Genomic DNA, 14,212 nt, shown 5'->3' on the forward strand with positions numbered 1-14,212 from the left:
CCAGGGTGATTCTCGTGCGAAACGACCAACGCCTTATGCAGATTAATACTGAGGTTTATCAGCGGGGGGCTGCTGCGTACTGAGTTGCTCGGTGATTAGCCGGACTAAAAATCATGCAGTGGGCTTAGATCCAGCTTTCCTGTCGGAAAAGATGCATCTACACCCTGTAGTGCATCGACGTATTCATCCCGGTTGCGACAAATCAGCTCAGGAAGGATCGTAGTCCTTGGTTTTGCTCAAGCGCACCGGGCATTCGAGCGTCGTTAACTCGGCGGGCGGACGCCCTTCGTAGCGGGCAATCACGGCAACAGTGGCCAAACCTTCAAAGACGTGAGACATGAGTCGGGTTCCTAAGCGAGTCAGTAGCCGTCAAGGGGAAAACCAGAGGGTCTGTTAATGGTAGACCAGCCTAGGGGGGACTGGTTGCCACGCGGCTAAAAAAAGGCCCCCACACCGGGGTCAGGTGTGGGGGCCGATTGAACATAGGCTGGAATTATATGACTTCGATTTTCGTGACGTTCAATTGGGCGCGGAAAATAAGGTCTCGTTCGGCAAACCATTCCTTGGCTTTTTCTTTTCCGGAATCTTGATTGGCTTGTTCTAAAGCGTACTTCGCCGACTTGTATCGTTCTACTTTGTCCGCAGTAATGTAGCAAAGCAGACTTAAATCACTGCCTGCAAACTTTCGCTCTTGTTCAATGAGTTGAAAAGCGCTTGTTCTGGCCAGCTCAATAATATCCATCTTCTTTGTGAGTGCATTAAGCTTTAGCGTAGTGACGTTCTGCTCTATCTTCTCTGCTTCATCGTAGGCTTTTTTGACGTCAGAGAGATTGTGCAAGACGTCTCGGTATTTCTCATCTAGAAGAAAGGATGTATTAGCTATCGTCCCCAGTGTCATGCGCTGGGTACGACGATCAGTTTTTTTCTTCCCTTTCTTATCCGTATATTCCTTTATCGTCACGCCAGTTACTGACAGAACGTAAGCTCCGGTGCGGGCGATCGACTCAAGGTGTCTCATGGTCTGAGGTCCGAGTTTCTCGCGCATTGCATGCACTCGCCCTTGGACTATAGCCAAATCAGATTTAACTTGTAGAACCTCTTTTAGTGCAGAGTCTTTTTGCTCAACGAGCGCTCGAAGGCGCTCAAGCCCTTCTTCATGTTTCTTTTGATTCAGGTACTTTGTTCTGTCAGCACTAAGTTTTGACTCACCGTTAAACTTTGTTTGAGCACAATCGTTTCCGACAAGAGTAATACTGTTGTCAGAAAGCACAGCAACAAAACCCCACTTATGGCCCTCATTGCATAGTTTGTCATTGTCTTTCAGCAGACAACACTTCACTTCATCGCTAAGGAAATAATCCCCAAGAAGATGCTTATAGTTTTTTGGCGATACTGGATTTTCTTTTTTGAAGCCGGGGAGCGCCTCAATCTCAGAAATGGTATTGAAGGTGCGGATCTCAACAGTTCTATCGAGTGTCTCGTGCATGCGGACCTGTACTCAGATATCAAGATTCTAGTGCTAACCATCATTCGACTGCGGAGCTGCGTCGTCGTCATGGCTAGATTTACGAAGTGCCGTGAGCCTTGGTTGGAGCCGAACCATGCCTTGGCGCAATGCGCCCGCTGGGCCTACAAGAGTCAACGTCACAAGCGAAACCACTGTTAATCAATACAGTATAGCCTGACTTTTTGATGGTAGTAGATCTGCCCCGCATTCCGCCCTGTGAGGCTGAACAAACTGCGTTTATCTGATGAGATTGAATGCTATGGCCGACTGTCGCTGGCCAGGACGATGCCTAAGACTGCCGTATTCGCGTAATAGCATCTGTAATCGCTTTGGCATTCGTGTCCAAGGTCTCCATGGCCACGAGCGCGTTATCGGCAACACTCTCTGCGCCATTCTCTGAAAGCCATCTAGTGACCTCTTCTATTGCTGCACCCAGGGCATGCTGGTTGTGCAGAAGCAATGTCAAAGCGTCAGCAGTGGCGATGTTGGAGTCTGAGTTATTTGGCATGGATTCGTCCTTGATTGAGGCGTCTGCAGAGACTAGTCCATTACATCCGGATCATGCTCAACCGATCAATCGCGAAGCCCTGTTTCCGCCCCAAAATAGCGCGCCAGTCCCATCTCAGTCCCATATGGCCTTTTTTCAGGCGCCAAAAACCACAAACCCCCGACTTTCTCTAGGAAAATCAGGGGTTTGCGTTTACTGAATGTGGCGGTGAAGGAGAGATTCGAACTCCAACACTGTGCCGCCATCTACAACGTATTTGGAAACGCCGTTGTCGATGGACGAACTGGTGACAGCGGTGGCAAATTCACTTCAACCGATCACCCGCTTCGTAAGATGTTATCTCCCTGAGTATCCATTCAAAAAAGATTCGGCGGTTGCAGCCCTCGACCGGAGAAGGCACCGGGCAACCTCGTCACCAGGGCTGGCGTCGCCAATTGCAATCGGGGGGGGCTTAACCATGGTAACTGATACTAGTAACCAGCTGAGTTCAGCGCTGGTCTTAAACCAAGAGCTTTTTAACTTCGGCAATGATCAAGTCAATGTTGAATGGCTTCGCCACCACTACATCAAATAAATCCGATCGCTGCATACCGATATGCGCCTGAGCACCGCTCATCAAGATGATCGGCAAATGCTTTGCTGATGGAAGGGCTCGGACGGCGGTGGCGAATTCTAAGCCGTCCATGACCGGCATCATAAAGTCAGTAATGATCAAAGCTGGACGCTCCCGATCCAGCACTTCAAGCCCTTTCTGGCCATTGCTGGCCGTCACCACCATGAACCCCTCATCCTCCAACGCAAAGCTGAGGATGTCAGCGATCAAATACTCGTCGTCGACGACCAGGATAGTGGTCATGTTAATTCAACCCGCACAAAGACTTAAGATTTTGAACCGGGCGATATCTCAGTAGGGACTGAAGGTTCATGTCTTGAAGCCTTTTTCAGGAAAACGTCTTGATCACGGATCACGACCTCAAATCGGGAAGGATCGTAGGAGCTGTCTCGTACTTTAAGAATGGAGAGCGTCCTGCTTAGTTCAGAATGATTCTCTGAGAATCGCATCAGCATCAGGTTGTCGACGATGCTGGATAGATCAGAGTTTGGTGCGCTGACCTCGGAGCCAAATAGATCGCGCATTTCCCAAGAAGCAAATACCGTAACCCCCCTGGATCGGAGCTCGTTCATCAGAGCACTGAAGAAGTCAGTAATCCGCGCCGGATTTGTCGTGACACGAGTCATGCCGCTCAGGCTATCGATGAACAGCCGTTTGATGCCTTTTTCTTCAACAAGACACAGCAATCGTGCCCCAAGTGCATCGAGAAGGCCCTCTGTAGTGGGCTGCCACGCGATACTCAAAGCTCCACTTTCCTCCATCCCTTTAATGTCAATGCCCAATGAGAGGCCTTTTAGGCGTAGCCGTTGCGGACTTTCATAGAACCCAAAATGTAGACCCGGTGCCTCCACCGTAGACTCAGCTAGGAATTTCAAGCCCAAGGTCGTTTTACCAATCCCGGAAGGGCCTATCACCAAAGAAACACTGGAACTGTGCAGGCCTCCGCCTAATATATCGTCCAATGATTCAATGCCACTGTCGATGCGCGTCATGTCAGCGCTGTCGGGAGAGGACGGGTGGCTGTAGAGACTTTCGAGTCGCGGGTAAACCACCAAGCCATTTTCGGTAATTTCACACTCGTGAAGACCGGTCATTGCTGAGCTGCCGCGAGTTTTACGAAGCTGAATTCGACGCACTGAGCGGGTGCCGTAAAGCTCTTCGCCCATCTCAATGACGCCATCAACCATGGTGTGCTCGGGACTGCCGTCGTCGAGGCGCGAGCTAGTGAGAAACAGCACCGTACAACCAGCGAACGCTGCATGACCTTGCAGCTCTGAAATGAATTTCTTGGTATCGATGTGCGAATCAGCTTTTGAGCGGGCATTGAGTAGACCGTCCACCACCATAACTGTGGCTTTTTGCCGGCTTATTTCGCGTCGAAGCAGTTTCACCACCTCGCCTAAACCTTCGTTTTCCAGAGTATCAAACGCGCTGACAAACTGGATTTCAGCCCCTACTTTGGCAGCATCGAAAAAGCTCAGGGTTGAAAGGAATTGAAAAAGGCGATCATGCGATTCAGCCAGCAGTGTGGCGACCAGAACCCGCCCCCCGCTTTTCGCATGATGAAATCCAAGCTGGTTGGCAAGGATCGTTTTTCCAGACCCCGGACGTCCTTGGATTATGTATGAAGCTCCCTCGACAAGCCCGCCCTTGAGCAGAGCATCGAGCCCTTCTATTCCGCTTTGAAGGCGTTTTAGCTTTTCCACAATGCGACCCTGATCCGAAAGACAATCTATTTATACCAACTCAATGGGATGCTACCGCCAATTCCGCTTTGGAGCCATTCAGATTAAGTGGAAAGCTTGAACGATATCGCACTCTTGATTTCGGAAGAGATGCTCACAAGCGAATGCATTTGCCCGGTAAGTGCCGAACACCGAGGCATCGACTGACCGAGGGCTGACCGTGATTCATTTACAGTTGACCGTCCACAATTGATCCAGTTGCGTAGTGAAGCTTTGACTCACGGACGATGAGATGGTGCTCGATATATTTTAGAACAGCCCTCCCAATGATTCCGGCTCCCAATTCATGATCACCAGTTCGCCGCTGACCTCAGCTTTGGTCTGGCGTTGATTGGTGTTGCTGTAGCGAATGTCCAGTGTCTCGAAATAAAAGCCTGCGAATACGCGCCGGATATCCGGATGATCATTGATGCTGACCATCACTTTGCCTTTGCATCGGCGCATGAAATCGGCCATCCGTTCGTAGTTCTCGAACGGAAAGTCCACGCCGTAGCCGGCGGTCTGCCAGTAAGGTGGATCCATGTAGTGGAAGGTGTGGGCACGGTCGTAGCGTTCCGCGCATTCAAGCCAGGGGAGATTTTCGACGTAGGTGCCGGACAGGCGCTGCCAAGCAGCCGAGAGATTTTCCTCGATGCGCAGTAGATTGATGGCCGGGGCAGTGGTCGCCGTGCCGAACGTCTGACCCGAGACCTTACCGGCGAAGGCGTGATGCTGCAGGTAGAAAAATCGGGCGGCGCGCTGGATGTCGGTGAGAGTTTCGGGGCGGGTCATCTTCTGCCATTCGAACACCTGCCGCGAACTGAGCGCCCATTTAAACTGGCGCACGAACTCTTCGAGGTGGTTCTGCACGACGCGGTAAAGCGTTACCAGGTCGCCGTTGATGTCGTTCAGGACTTCGACCGGCGATGGTTGGGGCTTCATGAAGTAGAGCGCGGCACCGCCGGCAAAAACTTCGACATAGCATTCGTGAGGCGGAAAAAGCGGAATGAGGCGGTCGGCCAGACGGCGTTTGCCGCCCATCCAAGGGATGATGGGTGTAGACATAAATAGCAAGACCTTTACTGTATGGATAAACAGGTGCTAGGCTCGCCGCGCTTTGTGCACGGAGCAAGAGCCTTGGCTGGACTTGCAGGGACCATCTGCAGGGACGGTGGCTGGTCCGGATGTTGACGCATCCGGACCAGCCGCTCTTTTTCACTTCGGTGTTGAGACTTCTTTGGCGTATGCCTGACAGGCCGCGAGGGCAATCAGGCCCCGGTCGCCGTCATCGGTGACGCCGATAATTCGTTGAGCATGCGCTGGGTCAAGTTCGGCTCTTGTGGAGTCATGAACCACGCCGCCGGTGGCGGTGGTGGCTGACAACGATCCGTTGCCGGCGCCGGTGGTGGCATCGAGTAGGACTGACAGGCGCAGATCAGCAGTGGCAAGGCGGTCGCGCAGGCGACCTTGATCACGTTGGGCATCACTCAAGGCTCGGTAATGGGTTTGTTCGCTGGTAGCCAGGCGCTGCTCGAGCGCGAGGCGTTTGTCCTGTTCGGCACGCTGCTGAGCGGCCGAGACCTGATTCAGTTGGTTGAGGGTTTCGGTGTGGAGTCGGGCCTGCTCTGCGAGCTGTTTGCCATAGCGCCAATCCTGGACTTGCCAAGTAATGGCCGCGGAACCACCGACCAAGACGACCAGCAGCACGCCTTTTGCCAGTAGCCGGTACGGCGCCGGGATCAGTTCGCCGAAACGCATAGCACCGCCCTCGCCCGCCCCCACAACTCCAGCCGATCCTGCAGGCCGTTGAGACCGCCATTGATCCTGCGGGTGATCGTGTTGAATTCGTTTTGATCTGCCAGCGCGTTCAGCCCGTTCACCGCCCAGAACCACGCGGCAGACTCGGCGGCCCATTGCGGCAGCTCAAGCAACTCAGGCGTGCGCAGCAATCGCTCGTCGCCGAACAACGCCAGGCTGCAGCGTAGATAATTGTCGTGGCCGGTGACCTGGATCAGACCGCGACCGCGATAGCGCTGGCCATCACCATCTGCTGCCGGCGTGTTGCCCAGTTTTGCAGCCAGGTTGCCGGTGTCGTATTTGCTCAGGTACTGGTTGCCGCCTAGCTCGCGGACGTACTGCAATTGGCCCGACTCGTGACCGACTTGCGCCAGAAACGCGGCTTGGCGTTTCGGCGTGTTGATCTGCCGATGCGCCATGGCTGCGTTTAGGGCAGATACAAAAACGCCCGCTTGGCGGCGGGCGTTCGGCATGATGGTTTGTAGCTGTTGCTCCGTGATCGACATAAACACTCCAGACACAAAAAAGCCGCTCGATGGCGGCGACAGGTTGGGTTACTGCTTCTCGACGTTCACCACCTTCAGCGGCGGCTTGGCGCCCTTCTTTTTCTTGCCCTTACTCTTACCTTCCTTGCCGGCATTGCATTCGACAGTGGTGGACCAGCCGGATTGGGTGAAGACCTGTTCCACCGAATCGGCGAGGTACTCGCCATCGAGTCCGACCTTGAAGCCCAGGGCGATGATGGGCCGCTCGGCGAAGATGTCCGTTCGCCCGGGCATCTCGAAACGCACGTCAGCGGTCGACCGGTTGAAAGCCGCCAGTCGGGCTTTAGCGGCCGCCTTCGCCGCGCTCTCGTTCGGGTAGATATGCCGATCGGTATGCACCGCCGGCAGGCCATCCGGCGAGTCGTCGTTATCGACGTTGACGACAGCAAGCTTGCCGGTCTTCTTGTCCTGATGCTTGGCCGAAACCGACTTATGTGAGTTGCGATCGCCGAGACTGAACTGCCAGCGGCTGAGGTCGCTTTTTGTCAGGGTGATCGCGCCGAAGGCCTTGCCGCTTGCGGTCTGCCCGGCTTGGCGCGGCATTACCAGCAACTTGCCATCGGCCACCTTGGCCGTGCAGTCGTACTGTTTGGCCAGCCGGGTGATGAAATTAAAATCGGACTCGTTGAGCTGGTCGACGCGGGGCACCTTGGTCGACACCGGGCACACCGGTTGCCAGCCATTACGCGCGGCAATGTCGGCAACGATCGTCGACAGCGGCACGTCCTCCCAGCTTCCGCTGCGGATGGTCTTGCCGCTGCCGCGCATGTCGCTGGCCTTGCCCTTGATCACAATGGAATCAGGCGGCCCGGACACCTCGACCGTGTCCACCGTGTAGCGGCCCATGCGCGCCAAGCCTGTTTCCGTATAGCCCAGATAGACCTCGATCGAGCTACCGCGTCTTGGCAGTTGCACCTGACCGTCGCGGTCGTCGATGCGCAGCTCAAACTCGTCGGACTCCATCCCGGGTTTGTCCGAGGTTCGCAGCAACAAAAGCCGATCGTTGATCTTGGCCGTCACGTCGGCCCCATCGGCGACGATTCGAAACATCGGGGTCATTGTTTTTTTCCAAAAAAAAACCCGCACGAGGCGGGTCTTGAAGGGGTGTAGCTGCAGGTGTCGCAAGTGCTACACCATAAATGTAGCTCATTAATCCCACAGCGAGATGCTTTCTTGAGTCGGGGCGTGCAGATCCGGCAACGTGATCAGCACCCCGACCCGGTAGGGTTGTGGCTCATCGGCCAACCCCTGATTGGCATCAAGCACGGCCTCGGTGCTGCCGTTGAGGTGGCCGTAGTAGTTGTGGCAAATGACATCGAGCATGTCGCCGTCAGATGTCCTGCATGTCATCGCCATAGCGCTCAAATTCCAGAGTGAAGCCCTGTTTACGGGGAATGCCGCCGTGCAGCAGCACGCTTTGTTCTTCGTTGATGCTCTTCAGGCACCATGTCCCGATCACCTCGCCATAACCCGTGGTCAGGGTCAGCGGCTGTAGCCTGGCGCCGATCGAGCGCAAGGTGTCGAGCTGCTTAAGCCCACCCTTGAAGCCCGGGTAGATCGTGCCCTTGAGCGTCATTTTTTCATCGCCCATACCGATAGCCTGCTTGGCCGGCCGGCGCGTCAAACGCTCCTGCGAGGCCCAGCGGAATTCTGTCGAGCGGCTCAGCTCGTCGAATGCGGCCGTGTCCAGGTTGAAATAGTACGGCTGTAGTTTCGGGTCGCGCGGCTGGATGATCATCAGGTGCGGGAACGGCTTCACCGCTTCCGGCGCCGGCGTGGCGTCCACGGCAAAGGCGCTGGTCGGCACGATGTTGGCCAGCGCCGGGCTGACCTTGCCGGCGACGTTGTTGATCGCCGTCGCCGCCTTGCCCGCCTGCTCCTTCAGTGTGCCGAGGCGCTCCTGCACCTCGGCGGCGGCGCGGGTCGCTCGACCGTACACCGCCACCACCTGACCGACCTTGGCTTGCGCGGCATCCACACTGCGCATCACCCGCTGAAGCTTGGCGCCGATCGCCGGCCCCACGAACGGAATGTTTTCCAGCTCGGACGCCGCGCCGGTCAGTTCGCTGATTGCGCCGTTGACCGGCGTCAACATCCCTTCGGCGCTGCGCCGGCCCGTCTCGGCCGCCTCGGTCAAATACTTGAGGCTTGATTGCATCTGCTCCATGTAAGCCATGAATGCCCCTTAGATATGCGGTTCGTCGTACAGCTTGGCGGCGTTCTGTTTAGCCGCGTCGGCCATCATTAGCTGCATGTGCGGCATCAGATCCCGAGCCATTTGCTGCGGGTCTTTGACATCACCCTGCACCGTGACCGGCATGTTCAGCGAGTATTGAAACTGCTGATCGACTTTCGCCGGCACCGGCTTTTCTGGCTCCTTGGCCTGTATCGCCAACGCCGCCGACTTCAGTGGCTCGTTGACCGCCATCGAGCGGGCGGCATCACCCAGCACCGGGCCTTGCGGCGGAACCTGCGCCATCATCAGCGGGGTCGTCGGCACCGGGTTTTTTTCCTCGGGCTTTTCTTCCTCGCCACCGAACAGCGCTTTGCCCAGGGAACCGCCCAGCGCGGCGCCGCCCTGGCTACCGAGGTAAGCCCCGATCAAGCCGCCGATCGCTGTGCCGATGACCGGCACCACCGAACCGATGGCCGCCCCTGCGGCCATGCCGGCCATGGTGCCCGCCATATTGCCGGCCGCCGCGCCGTAACCCTCGGCCTTTTCATCCTTGGTCTTGGCGTTCTCAAAGGTGTCGTAAGCCATGGAACTGGCTTCCATCAGCGAACCGCCGGGAATGAACTTGCCGACCTTGCCGACCTTGCCGGCCACCTTCATGACAGTGCCCAGCTTGGACGCCGCCGCCCCGGGTACCGGCGGTACTGGCGGAATCGGCGGCCGTGGCACAGGCACCGGCGGACGGGGCACGGGCGGACGCGAGCCACCGGCACGACGGCGGGAGCGTCTCGATCCTCGCGAACGTCGACGCGATTCACCCGGCCCGTCCGCACCACCCGCACCGCCGGCGCCGCCCATGGCACTGCCGTTGACGACAAACACCTTTTTGACCTCGTCGCCGCCACCGCCTGACTCGCCGCCGTCGCCATCGTCGTTGCCACCTGAGGCCGCTTCCTTGGCAATTGAAACCACTTTGAGGCCGGTGCTGATCAAGTCGAACTTGCCGGCCTTCTTGTCTTCACCCTCGCCGCCCTCGTCGTCGCCTTCGCCGTCGACGGGCACGCCCTTGTACGCGGCCACAGCCTTGAGGCCGGTTTCTACCAGCGACAGCGCCTTACCGGCCTTGCCTTTGGGTTCGGCCTCCTTGTCGTCGCCGCCATCCCCGTCCTTGGCGTTGGTCACAAAGACCTTTTGCACTTCGCCGGACTTGCCGCCGCCCAAGGATCCGCGCGCCAGATTGAACAGGCCTTTGCCGATCTTGAACGAACTGAACAAGCCTTTGAGCGCGATCAGGCCACCGCCGACGGCGACGACACCCGTCACCACCCCGGGCGCGCTGTCAGACAGCGACGTGATGCCCTTGGTGACCTTGGTCAGCGAATCGGCCACCAGATCCGTGACCGGCCGTAACGCGTCCCCCACGCTGCGCATGGCGTCGTCCATCGACTGCGCCACCTCGGCCCACTTCTGCGACGACGATTGACGCCGCTCGGCAAGGTTCTTGTCGAGGATCCCGGCCGCATCGCGCGAATCGTTCTTGAGCTGCGCATACAGCGCTTTGTTCTGCATGTAGGCCGACAGCGCGGCCTTAACCTGCATGTCAGCGAACAGGTCACCGGTTTTCAACGACTCTTCCAGCGAGGCCATCATGGCCTTGGCCTTGTCCGGGTCGGCCTCCTTGCTGATCTTCGACGTCGCTTCAGCCATCGCCGCCGCACGCTTCGGATCCGTGGCCTGAATGTACTTCTGAGCCAACGCCATGCTGGTTTCGAGCGTCGACATGCCGTTTTGCAAACCGGTCTGCATCGAGCCTTTGTAGTCGATGCCGGCCTTCTCGTACGCCTTCACGGTGTCGGTTGAGCCGATTTTGCCCATCCAGTTTTTCAGGTTGTTGGCTGCCTCGTCCGAGCTGCCCGCCTGTTTCATCTGCACCTGCAGCATGGCACCCAGTTGCGTCACCGCGTCCATACCGGTGATGCCGTTGCTGGCCATGTTGGCTAGCAGTTCGGGGAACCACTTGGCCATGTCGGCCGCTTCAAAGCTGCCCGCCTGCCCTTGATAGGCGATCGCTTCAAGGGCCTGCTGCATCTGTTTGGGGTCGGTGATCTTGGCGTTCTGCCCCAGGGCATTGATCATTTTCGCCGTGTCGACGCCGCTGGAACCTTGCCCGACTACGAACTTGGCCGCGACCGGCGCGTACTCCAGCGCCTTGCTCAGATCCATGCCGGCGCCGACCAACTGGTTGACCACGTCGGCCACGTCGTTGCGCGCCATGCCGGTATCGCGCGAGGTGTCGATGATCTTGCGCGACATCTCCTGCTCTTGCGGCTTGTTGGCAATGCCGGCCTTGATCGCGATGTCCCGCACGATCGCGCCAAAATCAGCGCTGACCTTCGTTGGCACCGCCAAGGCGCCGATCCCCACCACTGCCGCACCAGCGGTTCCCTTCATGCCTTTAACGCCGGCATCAAGCTGCTGATGTCCCCGGGCTTTCTGCTCGGCCTTGTTCGCCGCCCGGCCCATCGACTGATAGGCCTTCTCCAGTCTGCCGACCTCGACCCCCTGTTTTTTCAGGCTGTCTAGATTGGAATTCAACCGGCCCAGCAGTTTCGACGCGCCGGCCGCACCGCTGTCATGCGCCTTTTTCCACTCATCGCGCAGGCGAATGGTGTCGCCGATCGCACGCTGCAAAATGCGCGCTTTCTTGCCTTCTTCCTCAAGGCGCTTGATGCGCCCGGTGACGTCCTTGAATGCGGCGCCGACCGTCGCACTGACAGCCCCGCCAATGACCAGCCCGAGGGCAAGTTTGTTCGCCATGTCATGGCCCCCATGTGCCCAGCCTTACCGGAAAGCGGCTCAGTCCGTGAGCCACCACACCATTTCCGCAAAGGGCATTGCCTGGATTTCGGCAGCAGAGAATCCAGTCTCCGCCGCCAGACGTTTTGCCGCCCCTTTGATCACGTTGGGGTTAAAGCCCGTCGTCGTTGTCCATGCGAAAATAGCCGGCCTGCAAGCGGCTGAAGTCCACCAGCTTGAGATTCTCCAGATCCGCCACCGGCGCACCGGACAACGCGGAGAACAGCACCAGCTCGCGCTGCTCGGCGTCACCGCCGGCCTCGCGGTTGGCTTCGCGCACATCACGCACGGTCGGCGAACGCAAGGCGAGCTTGTCGACCAGCACGTCGTTGATCTTGCTCGGGCTGGAAAACGTCACCAGCGCCTGATCGGTGGTGACCGACAGCCAAGCCGGTTTCGACGTGGAGTAATCGGTATCAGGTGCCAGAGTCGAATAAGCCGTTTGCACACGGCGATAGTCCGTCAGCTTGAGCCCTTCCAGATCCTTGAGTCCGACCTCGGTCAGGCCGGCGAACAGCATCAGCTCGCGCTGCTCGTCGTTACCGTTCGACGCGTGATCAGCAGCACGTACCGCGCGCACCGAGGGCGCGTGCATGGTCAGCGTTTCGACGTTGACGCCGTTGGCCTCGCTCGGACGCGTGAGCGTCACCACAGCGCCGTCAGCGGTGATCGACAGCCAGGCCGGCAGTGGTTTATTAGTTGCTTGAGTCATGTTGTTCCAGTCCCTTAGAGGCCGAGCGCGGCGCGTACTTCCGCCAGTTGGTCTTTACCGTCGACGACTTGAATGCCGGCAACCATGTCGATTTCGTACATCAAGCGACCGTCGATTTCGAGCTTGTAATAGGTGACCGCGACGGCGTGCTTGATCTCGGCCGCATCACCGGCCTTCCAGTCGCCCAGGTCGACCTCTTTGAGGCGGCCGCGCAAGGTGGCGACGGCGGCTGTGGTCGCACCCTTCAAGCCTTTGAAGGCGCCCCGGAACGTCGCATTGAAGGCCGTACCATCGGCGAGACCGAAATACTTCAGCGACTCACGGCGCACGCCCTTGGTGACGAAACTCGCCTCCATCTTTTCAAGACCCTGATCCATCTCGACCGGACCGGCCATGCCGCCGCCGCGATACTCGTCGGTCTTGGTGGTCAGCTTGGGCAGCGTCATGCTCGGCACGTCGCCGGAAAAGTTCACGCCGTCGACAAACAGGTTGGTGTTAAACAAAGTCTGAGGAATCATTTGCTAGGCCCCCTTAGGCTGCTTCAAGCACTTCGGTCATCCATTGATCGGTGACCTCGAAAAGGAAATTCGGGTTTTCTGCCGGCGGCACGTCGGTGAAGCGAATGCGCCAATACACCTTGCCCTGGGCGATCTGGCTGGCCGTGTTCAGCTCGGTGTCCGGGAACACTTCAAAGTTGATGATCGCGCCCCGGGCTTTCAGGTCGGCCATAAATGCGTTGAGGCCGTTGGTCACGTCGCTGACGTAGGTCTTGGTGATCGAGCGATCGACCGCCCACTTGTGCCCGGCCTGTACCGCATCCATCAGGATGAACAGCGTGCGCACGCGGGTGACGAACGCCCATTTCGGATCGCTCGACAGCGTGCGGTTACCCCACAAGCGATAACCGTCGTCACGGATGATCGTGGCGATATTGGCGTTATTGAGCAGGTTGGCCCGGCACGTCTCGTCGCCGTCCAGGTACTCGACCGCGCGGCCGGTGCCGGTGATGCCGGCGAACTCTTTGTTCGACGGCGAGGCCCAGAATCCGTACTCAGCATCCGTCCACGCAAACAGGCCCGCCGCCCAAGCCGAGCCGGGCGCGTCGATCGTCGCGCTGGTGACGGTGTCCCAGAACTGCACGCCCGGGTCGACCATGTACAGGTTGCGGCTGCCGAAGTTCTCGGCGTAGGCCATGGCGGCCTCATCGGTGGTGCCAGGGCCGTCGATGATGGCGATCGCGCGCAGCTTCTGCGCCACGCTGTCGATCGCCGTGGCCACCGCTTGAGTCCTGGTATGACCCGGCGCAATCAACAACCGAGGCTGTGCGTTGTACAGGCTTTTGCCGTCGATCAGCGCTTGCAGGCCGGTACGCTTGCCCGAGACCAGAACGCCGCCGATGATCGCCGAGGTTTGCAGTGCAGCGTCTTCAAGCTTGGGCACGCCGATGGCGACGATCACCGCCTTGGCTTTGACGTAGATCGCCTGACAGGCCTTGGTGATAGCCGAGTCAGCACCAAAGGCGGCGATCGCCTCGCGCTCGGTGGTGATCAACTTCAGTTCGCCGGCCTTGGCCGTACCGCCGCCGAGAAGGCCCGGGGTGAAGGTTTCGCAAAGACCGATGATCGAAGACGACGGCAGCGAAATGGTGCGCGCGCCCGTCTTGATTTCGGTGGTCGTAACGCCGTGAAAGAAACTCATAAAGTCCAATCTCCAGAAACGAAAAAGCCCCGCATCCGCGAGGCTGTTGTGGGGTGTTCGTGTTACGCGTAACGGAAAA

At 58.0% G+C, this 14,212-nt stretch carries 15 protein-coding genes; all 15 read right to left on the minus strand.

The window, feature by feature from the left end:
• Positions 1 to 207: 207 nt before the first annotated feature.
• The 15 genes from BK670_RS29955 to BK670_RS16530 all read right to left on the minus strand — a co-directional run bounded on the left by BK670_RS29955 (position 208) and on the right by BK670_RS16530 (position 14,133).
• Positions 208 to 339 (minus strand): hypothetical protein, encoded by a 132-nt coding sequence (locus BK670_RS29955; protein ID WP_259697570.1) that lies wholly within the window; start codon positions 337 to 339, stop codon positions 208 to 210.
• 154 nt (positions 340 to 493) lie between these two features.
• The gene (locus BK670_RS16465) at positions 494 to 1,486 is read right to left on the minus strand and encodes a hypothetical protein (RefSeq protein WP_123451122.1); all 993 of its coding nucleotides are present in this window, start codon (positions 1,484 to 1,486) and stop codon (positions 494 to 496) included.
• 310 nt (positions 1,487 to 1,796) lie between these two features.
• Positions 1,797 to 2,015 (minus strand): hypothetical protein, encoded by a 219-nt coding sequence (locus tag BK670_RS29960; protein ID WP_123451124.1) that lies wholly within the window; start codon positions 2,013 to 2,015, stop codon positions 1,797 to 1,799.
• A 499-nt stretch (positions 2,016 to 2,514) separates the two neighbouring features.
• Positions 2,515 to 2,871: a response regulator gene (locus BK670_RS16475; RefSeq protein ID WP_123451126.1), complete on the minus strand. Its 357-nt coding sequence runs from the start codon at positions 2,869 to 2,871 to the stop codon at positions 2,515 to 2,517.
• A gap of 23 nt (positions 2,872 to 2,894) precedes the next feature.
• Positions 2,895 to 4,337, minus strand: a complete 1,443-nt coding sequence (locus BK670_RS16480) for an ATPase domain-containing protein (protein WP_185036789.1) — start codon at positions 4,335 to 4,337, stop codon at positions 2,895 to 2,897.
• A gap of 285 nt (positions 4,338 to 4,622) precedes the next feature.
• Positions 4,623 to 5,417: a DNA adenine methylase gene (locus BK670_RS16485; protein WP_123451130.1), complete on the minus strand. Its 795-nt coding sequence runs from the start codon at positions 5,415 to 5,417 to the stop codon at positions 4,623 to 4,625.
• A 150-nt stretch (positions 5,418 to 5,567) separates the two neighbouring features.
• Complete coding sequence (locus BK670_RS16490) at positions 5,568 to 6,110, minus strand: lysis system spanin subunit (protein ID WP_123451132.1); 543 nt, start codon at positions 6,108 to 6,110, stop codon at positions 5,568 to 5,570.
• A complete protein-coding gene (locus tag BK670_RS16495; RefSeq protein WP_008087622.1) occupies positions 6,092 to 6,655 on the minus strand; it encodes a glycoside hydrolase family 19 protein in 564 nt (187 codons plus the stop codon). The genes BK670_RS16490 and BK670_RS16495 overlap by 19 nt, the downstream gene beginning before the upstream one ends.
• 48 nt (positions 6,656 to 6,703) lie before the next feature.
• A complete protein-coding gene (locus BK670_RS16500; RefSeq protein WP_123451134.1) occupies positions 6,704 to 7,753 on the minus strand; it encodes a phage late control D family protein in 1,050 nt (349 codons plus the stop codon).
• Positions 7,754 to 7,843: 90 nt separating this feature from the next.
• Positions 7,844 to 8,050 carry a tail protein X gene (locus tag BK670_RS16505; RefSeq protein WP_123451136.1) on the minus strand — a complete coding sequence of 69 codons (207 nt, stop codon included), beginning with the start codon at positions 8,048 to 8,050 and terminating at the stop codon, positions 7,844 to 7,846.
• On the minus strand, positions 8,025 to 8,870 hold the full coding sequence (locus tag BK670_RS16510; RefSeq protein ID WP_123451138.1) for a phage tail protein: 846 nt from the start codon (positions 8,868 to 8,870) through the stop codon (positions 8,025 to 8,027). The genes BK670_RS16505 and BK670_RS16510 overlap by 26 nt, the downstream gene beginning before the upstream one ends.
• Positions 8,871 to 8,879: 9 nt before the next feature.
• Positions 8,880 to 11,684, minus strand: a complete 2,805-nt coding sequence (locus BK670_RS16515; RefSeq protein WP_123451140.1) for a phage tail tape measure protein — start codon at positions 11,682 to 11,684, stop codon at positions 8,880 to 8,882.
• Positions 11,685 to 11,835: 151 nt separating this feature from the next.
• Complete coding sequence (locus BK670_RS30075) at positions 11,836 to 12,435, minus strand: phage tail assembly protein (protein WP_123451142.1); 600 nt, start codon at positions 12,433 to 12,435, stop codon at positions 11,836 to 11,838.
• A 14-nt stretch (positions 12,436 to 12,449) separates the two neighbouring features.
• Positions 12,450 to 12,953: a phage major tail tube protein gene (locus BK670_RS16525; RefSeq protein ID WP_123451145.1), complete on the minus strand. Its 504-nt coding sequence runs from the start codon at positions 12,951 to 12,953 to the stop codon at positions 12,450 to 12,452.
• A 13-nt stretch (positions 12,954 to 12,966) separates the two neighbouring features.
• Positions 12,967 to 14,133 (minus strand): phage tail sheath subtilisin-like domain-containing protein, encoded by a 1,167-nt coding sequence (locus tag BK670_RS16530; RefSeq protein ID WP_123451147.1) that lies wholly within the window; start codon positions 14,131 to 14,133, stop codon positions 12,967 to 12,969.
• Positions 14,134 to 14,212 lie beyond the last annotated feature (79 nt).

The organism is Pseudomonas fluorescens (assembly GCF_003732425.1).
Classification (GTDB): domain Bacteria; phylum Pseudomonadota; class Gammaproteobacteria; order Pseudomonadales; family Pseudomonadaceae; genus Aquipseudomonas; species Aquipseudomonas fluorescens_BE.

Excerpts from the sequence above, each read along its gene's own strand:
- BK670_RS29955 (WP_259697570.1), bottom strand. The coding sequence starts at position 339 with ATGTCTCACGTCTTTGAAGGTTTGGCCACTGTTGCCGTGATTGCCCGC.
- BK670_RS16505 (WP_123451136.1), bottom strand. The coding sequence starts at position 8,050 with ATGGCGATGACATGCAGGACATCTGACGGCGACATGCTCGATGTCATT.
- BK670_RS16515 (WP_123451140.1), bottom strand. The coding sequence starts at position 11,684 with ATGGCGAACAAACTTGCCCTCGGGCTGGTCATTGGCGGGGCTGTCAGT.
- BK670_RS16465 (WP_123451122.1), bottom strand. The coding sequence starts at position 1,486 with ATGCACGAGACACTCGATAGAACTGTTGAGATCCGCACCTTCAATACC.
- BK670_RS16485 (WP_123451130.1), bottom strand. The coding sequence starts at position 5,417 with ATGTCTACACCCATCATCCCTTGGATGGGCGGCAAACGCCGTCTGGCC.
- BK670_RS16475 (WP_123451126.1), bottom strand. The coding sequence starts at position 2,871 with ATGACCACTATCCTGGTCGTCGACGACGAGTATTTGATCGCTGACATC.
- BK670_RS29960 (WP_123451124.1), bottom strand. The coding sequence starts at position 2,015 with ATGCCAAATAACTCAGACTCCAACATCGCCACTGCTGACGCTTTGACA.
- BK670_RS16500 (WP_123451134.1), bottom strand. The coding sequence starts at position 7,753 with ATGACCCCGATGTTTCGAATCGTCGCCGATGGGGCCGACGTGACGGCC.
- BK670_RS16510 (WP_123451138.1), bottom strand. The coding sequence starts at position 8,870 with ATGGCTTACATGGAGCAGATGCAATCAAGCCTCAAGTATTTGACCGAG.
- BK670_RS16525 (WP_123451145.1), bottom strand. The coding sequence starts at position 12,953 with ATGATTCCTCAGACTTTGTTTAACACCAACCTGTTTGTCGACGGCGTG.
- BK670_RS16530 (WP_123451147.1), bottom strand. The coding sequence starts at position 14,133 with ATGAGTTTCTTTCACGGCGTTACGACCACCGAAATCAAGACGGGCGCG.
- BK670_RS30075 (WP_123451142.1), bottom strand. The coding sequence starts at position 12,435 with ATGACTCAAGCAACTAATAAACCACTGCCGGCCTGGCTGTCGATCACC.
- BK670_RS16495 (WP_008087622.1), bottom strand. The coding sequence starts at position 6,655 with ATGTCGATCACGGAGCAACAGCTACAAACCATCATGCCGAACGCCCGC.
- BK670_RS16490 (WP_123451132.1), bottom strand. The coding sequence starts at position 6,110 with ATGCGTTTCGGCGAACTGATCCCGGCGCCGTACCGGCTACTGGCAAAA.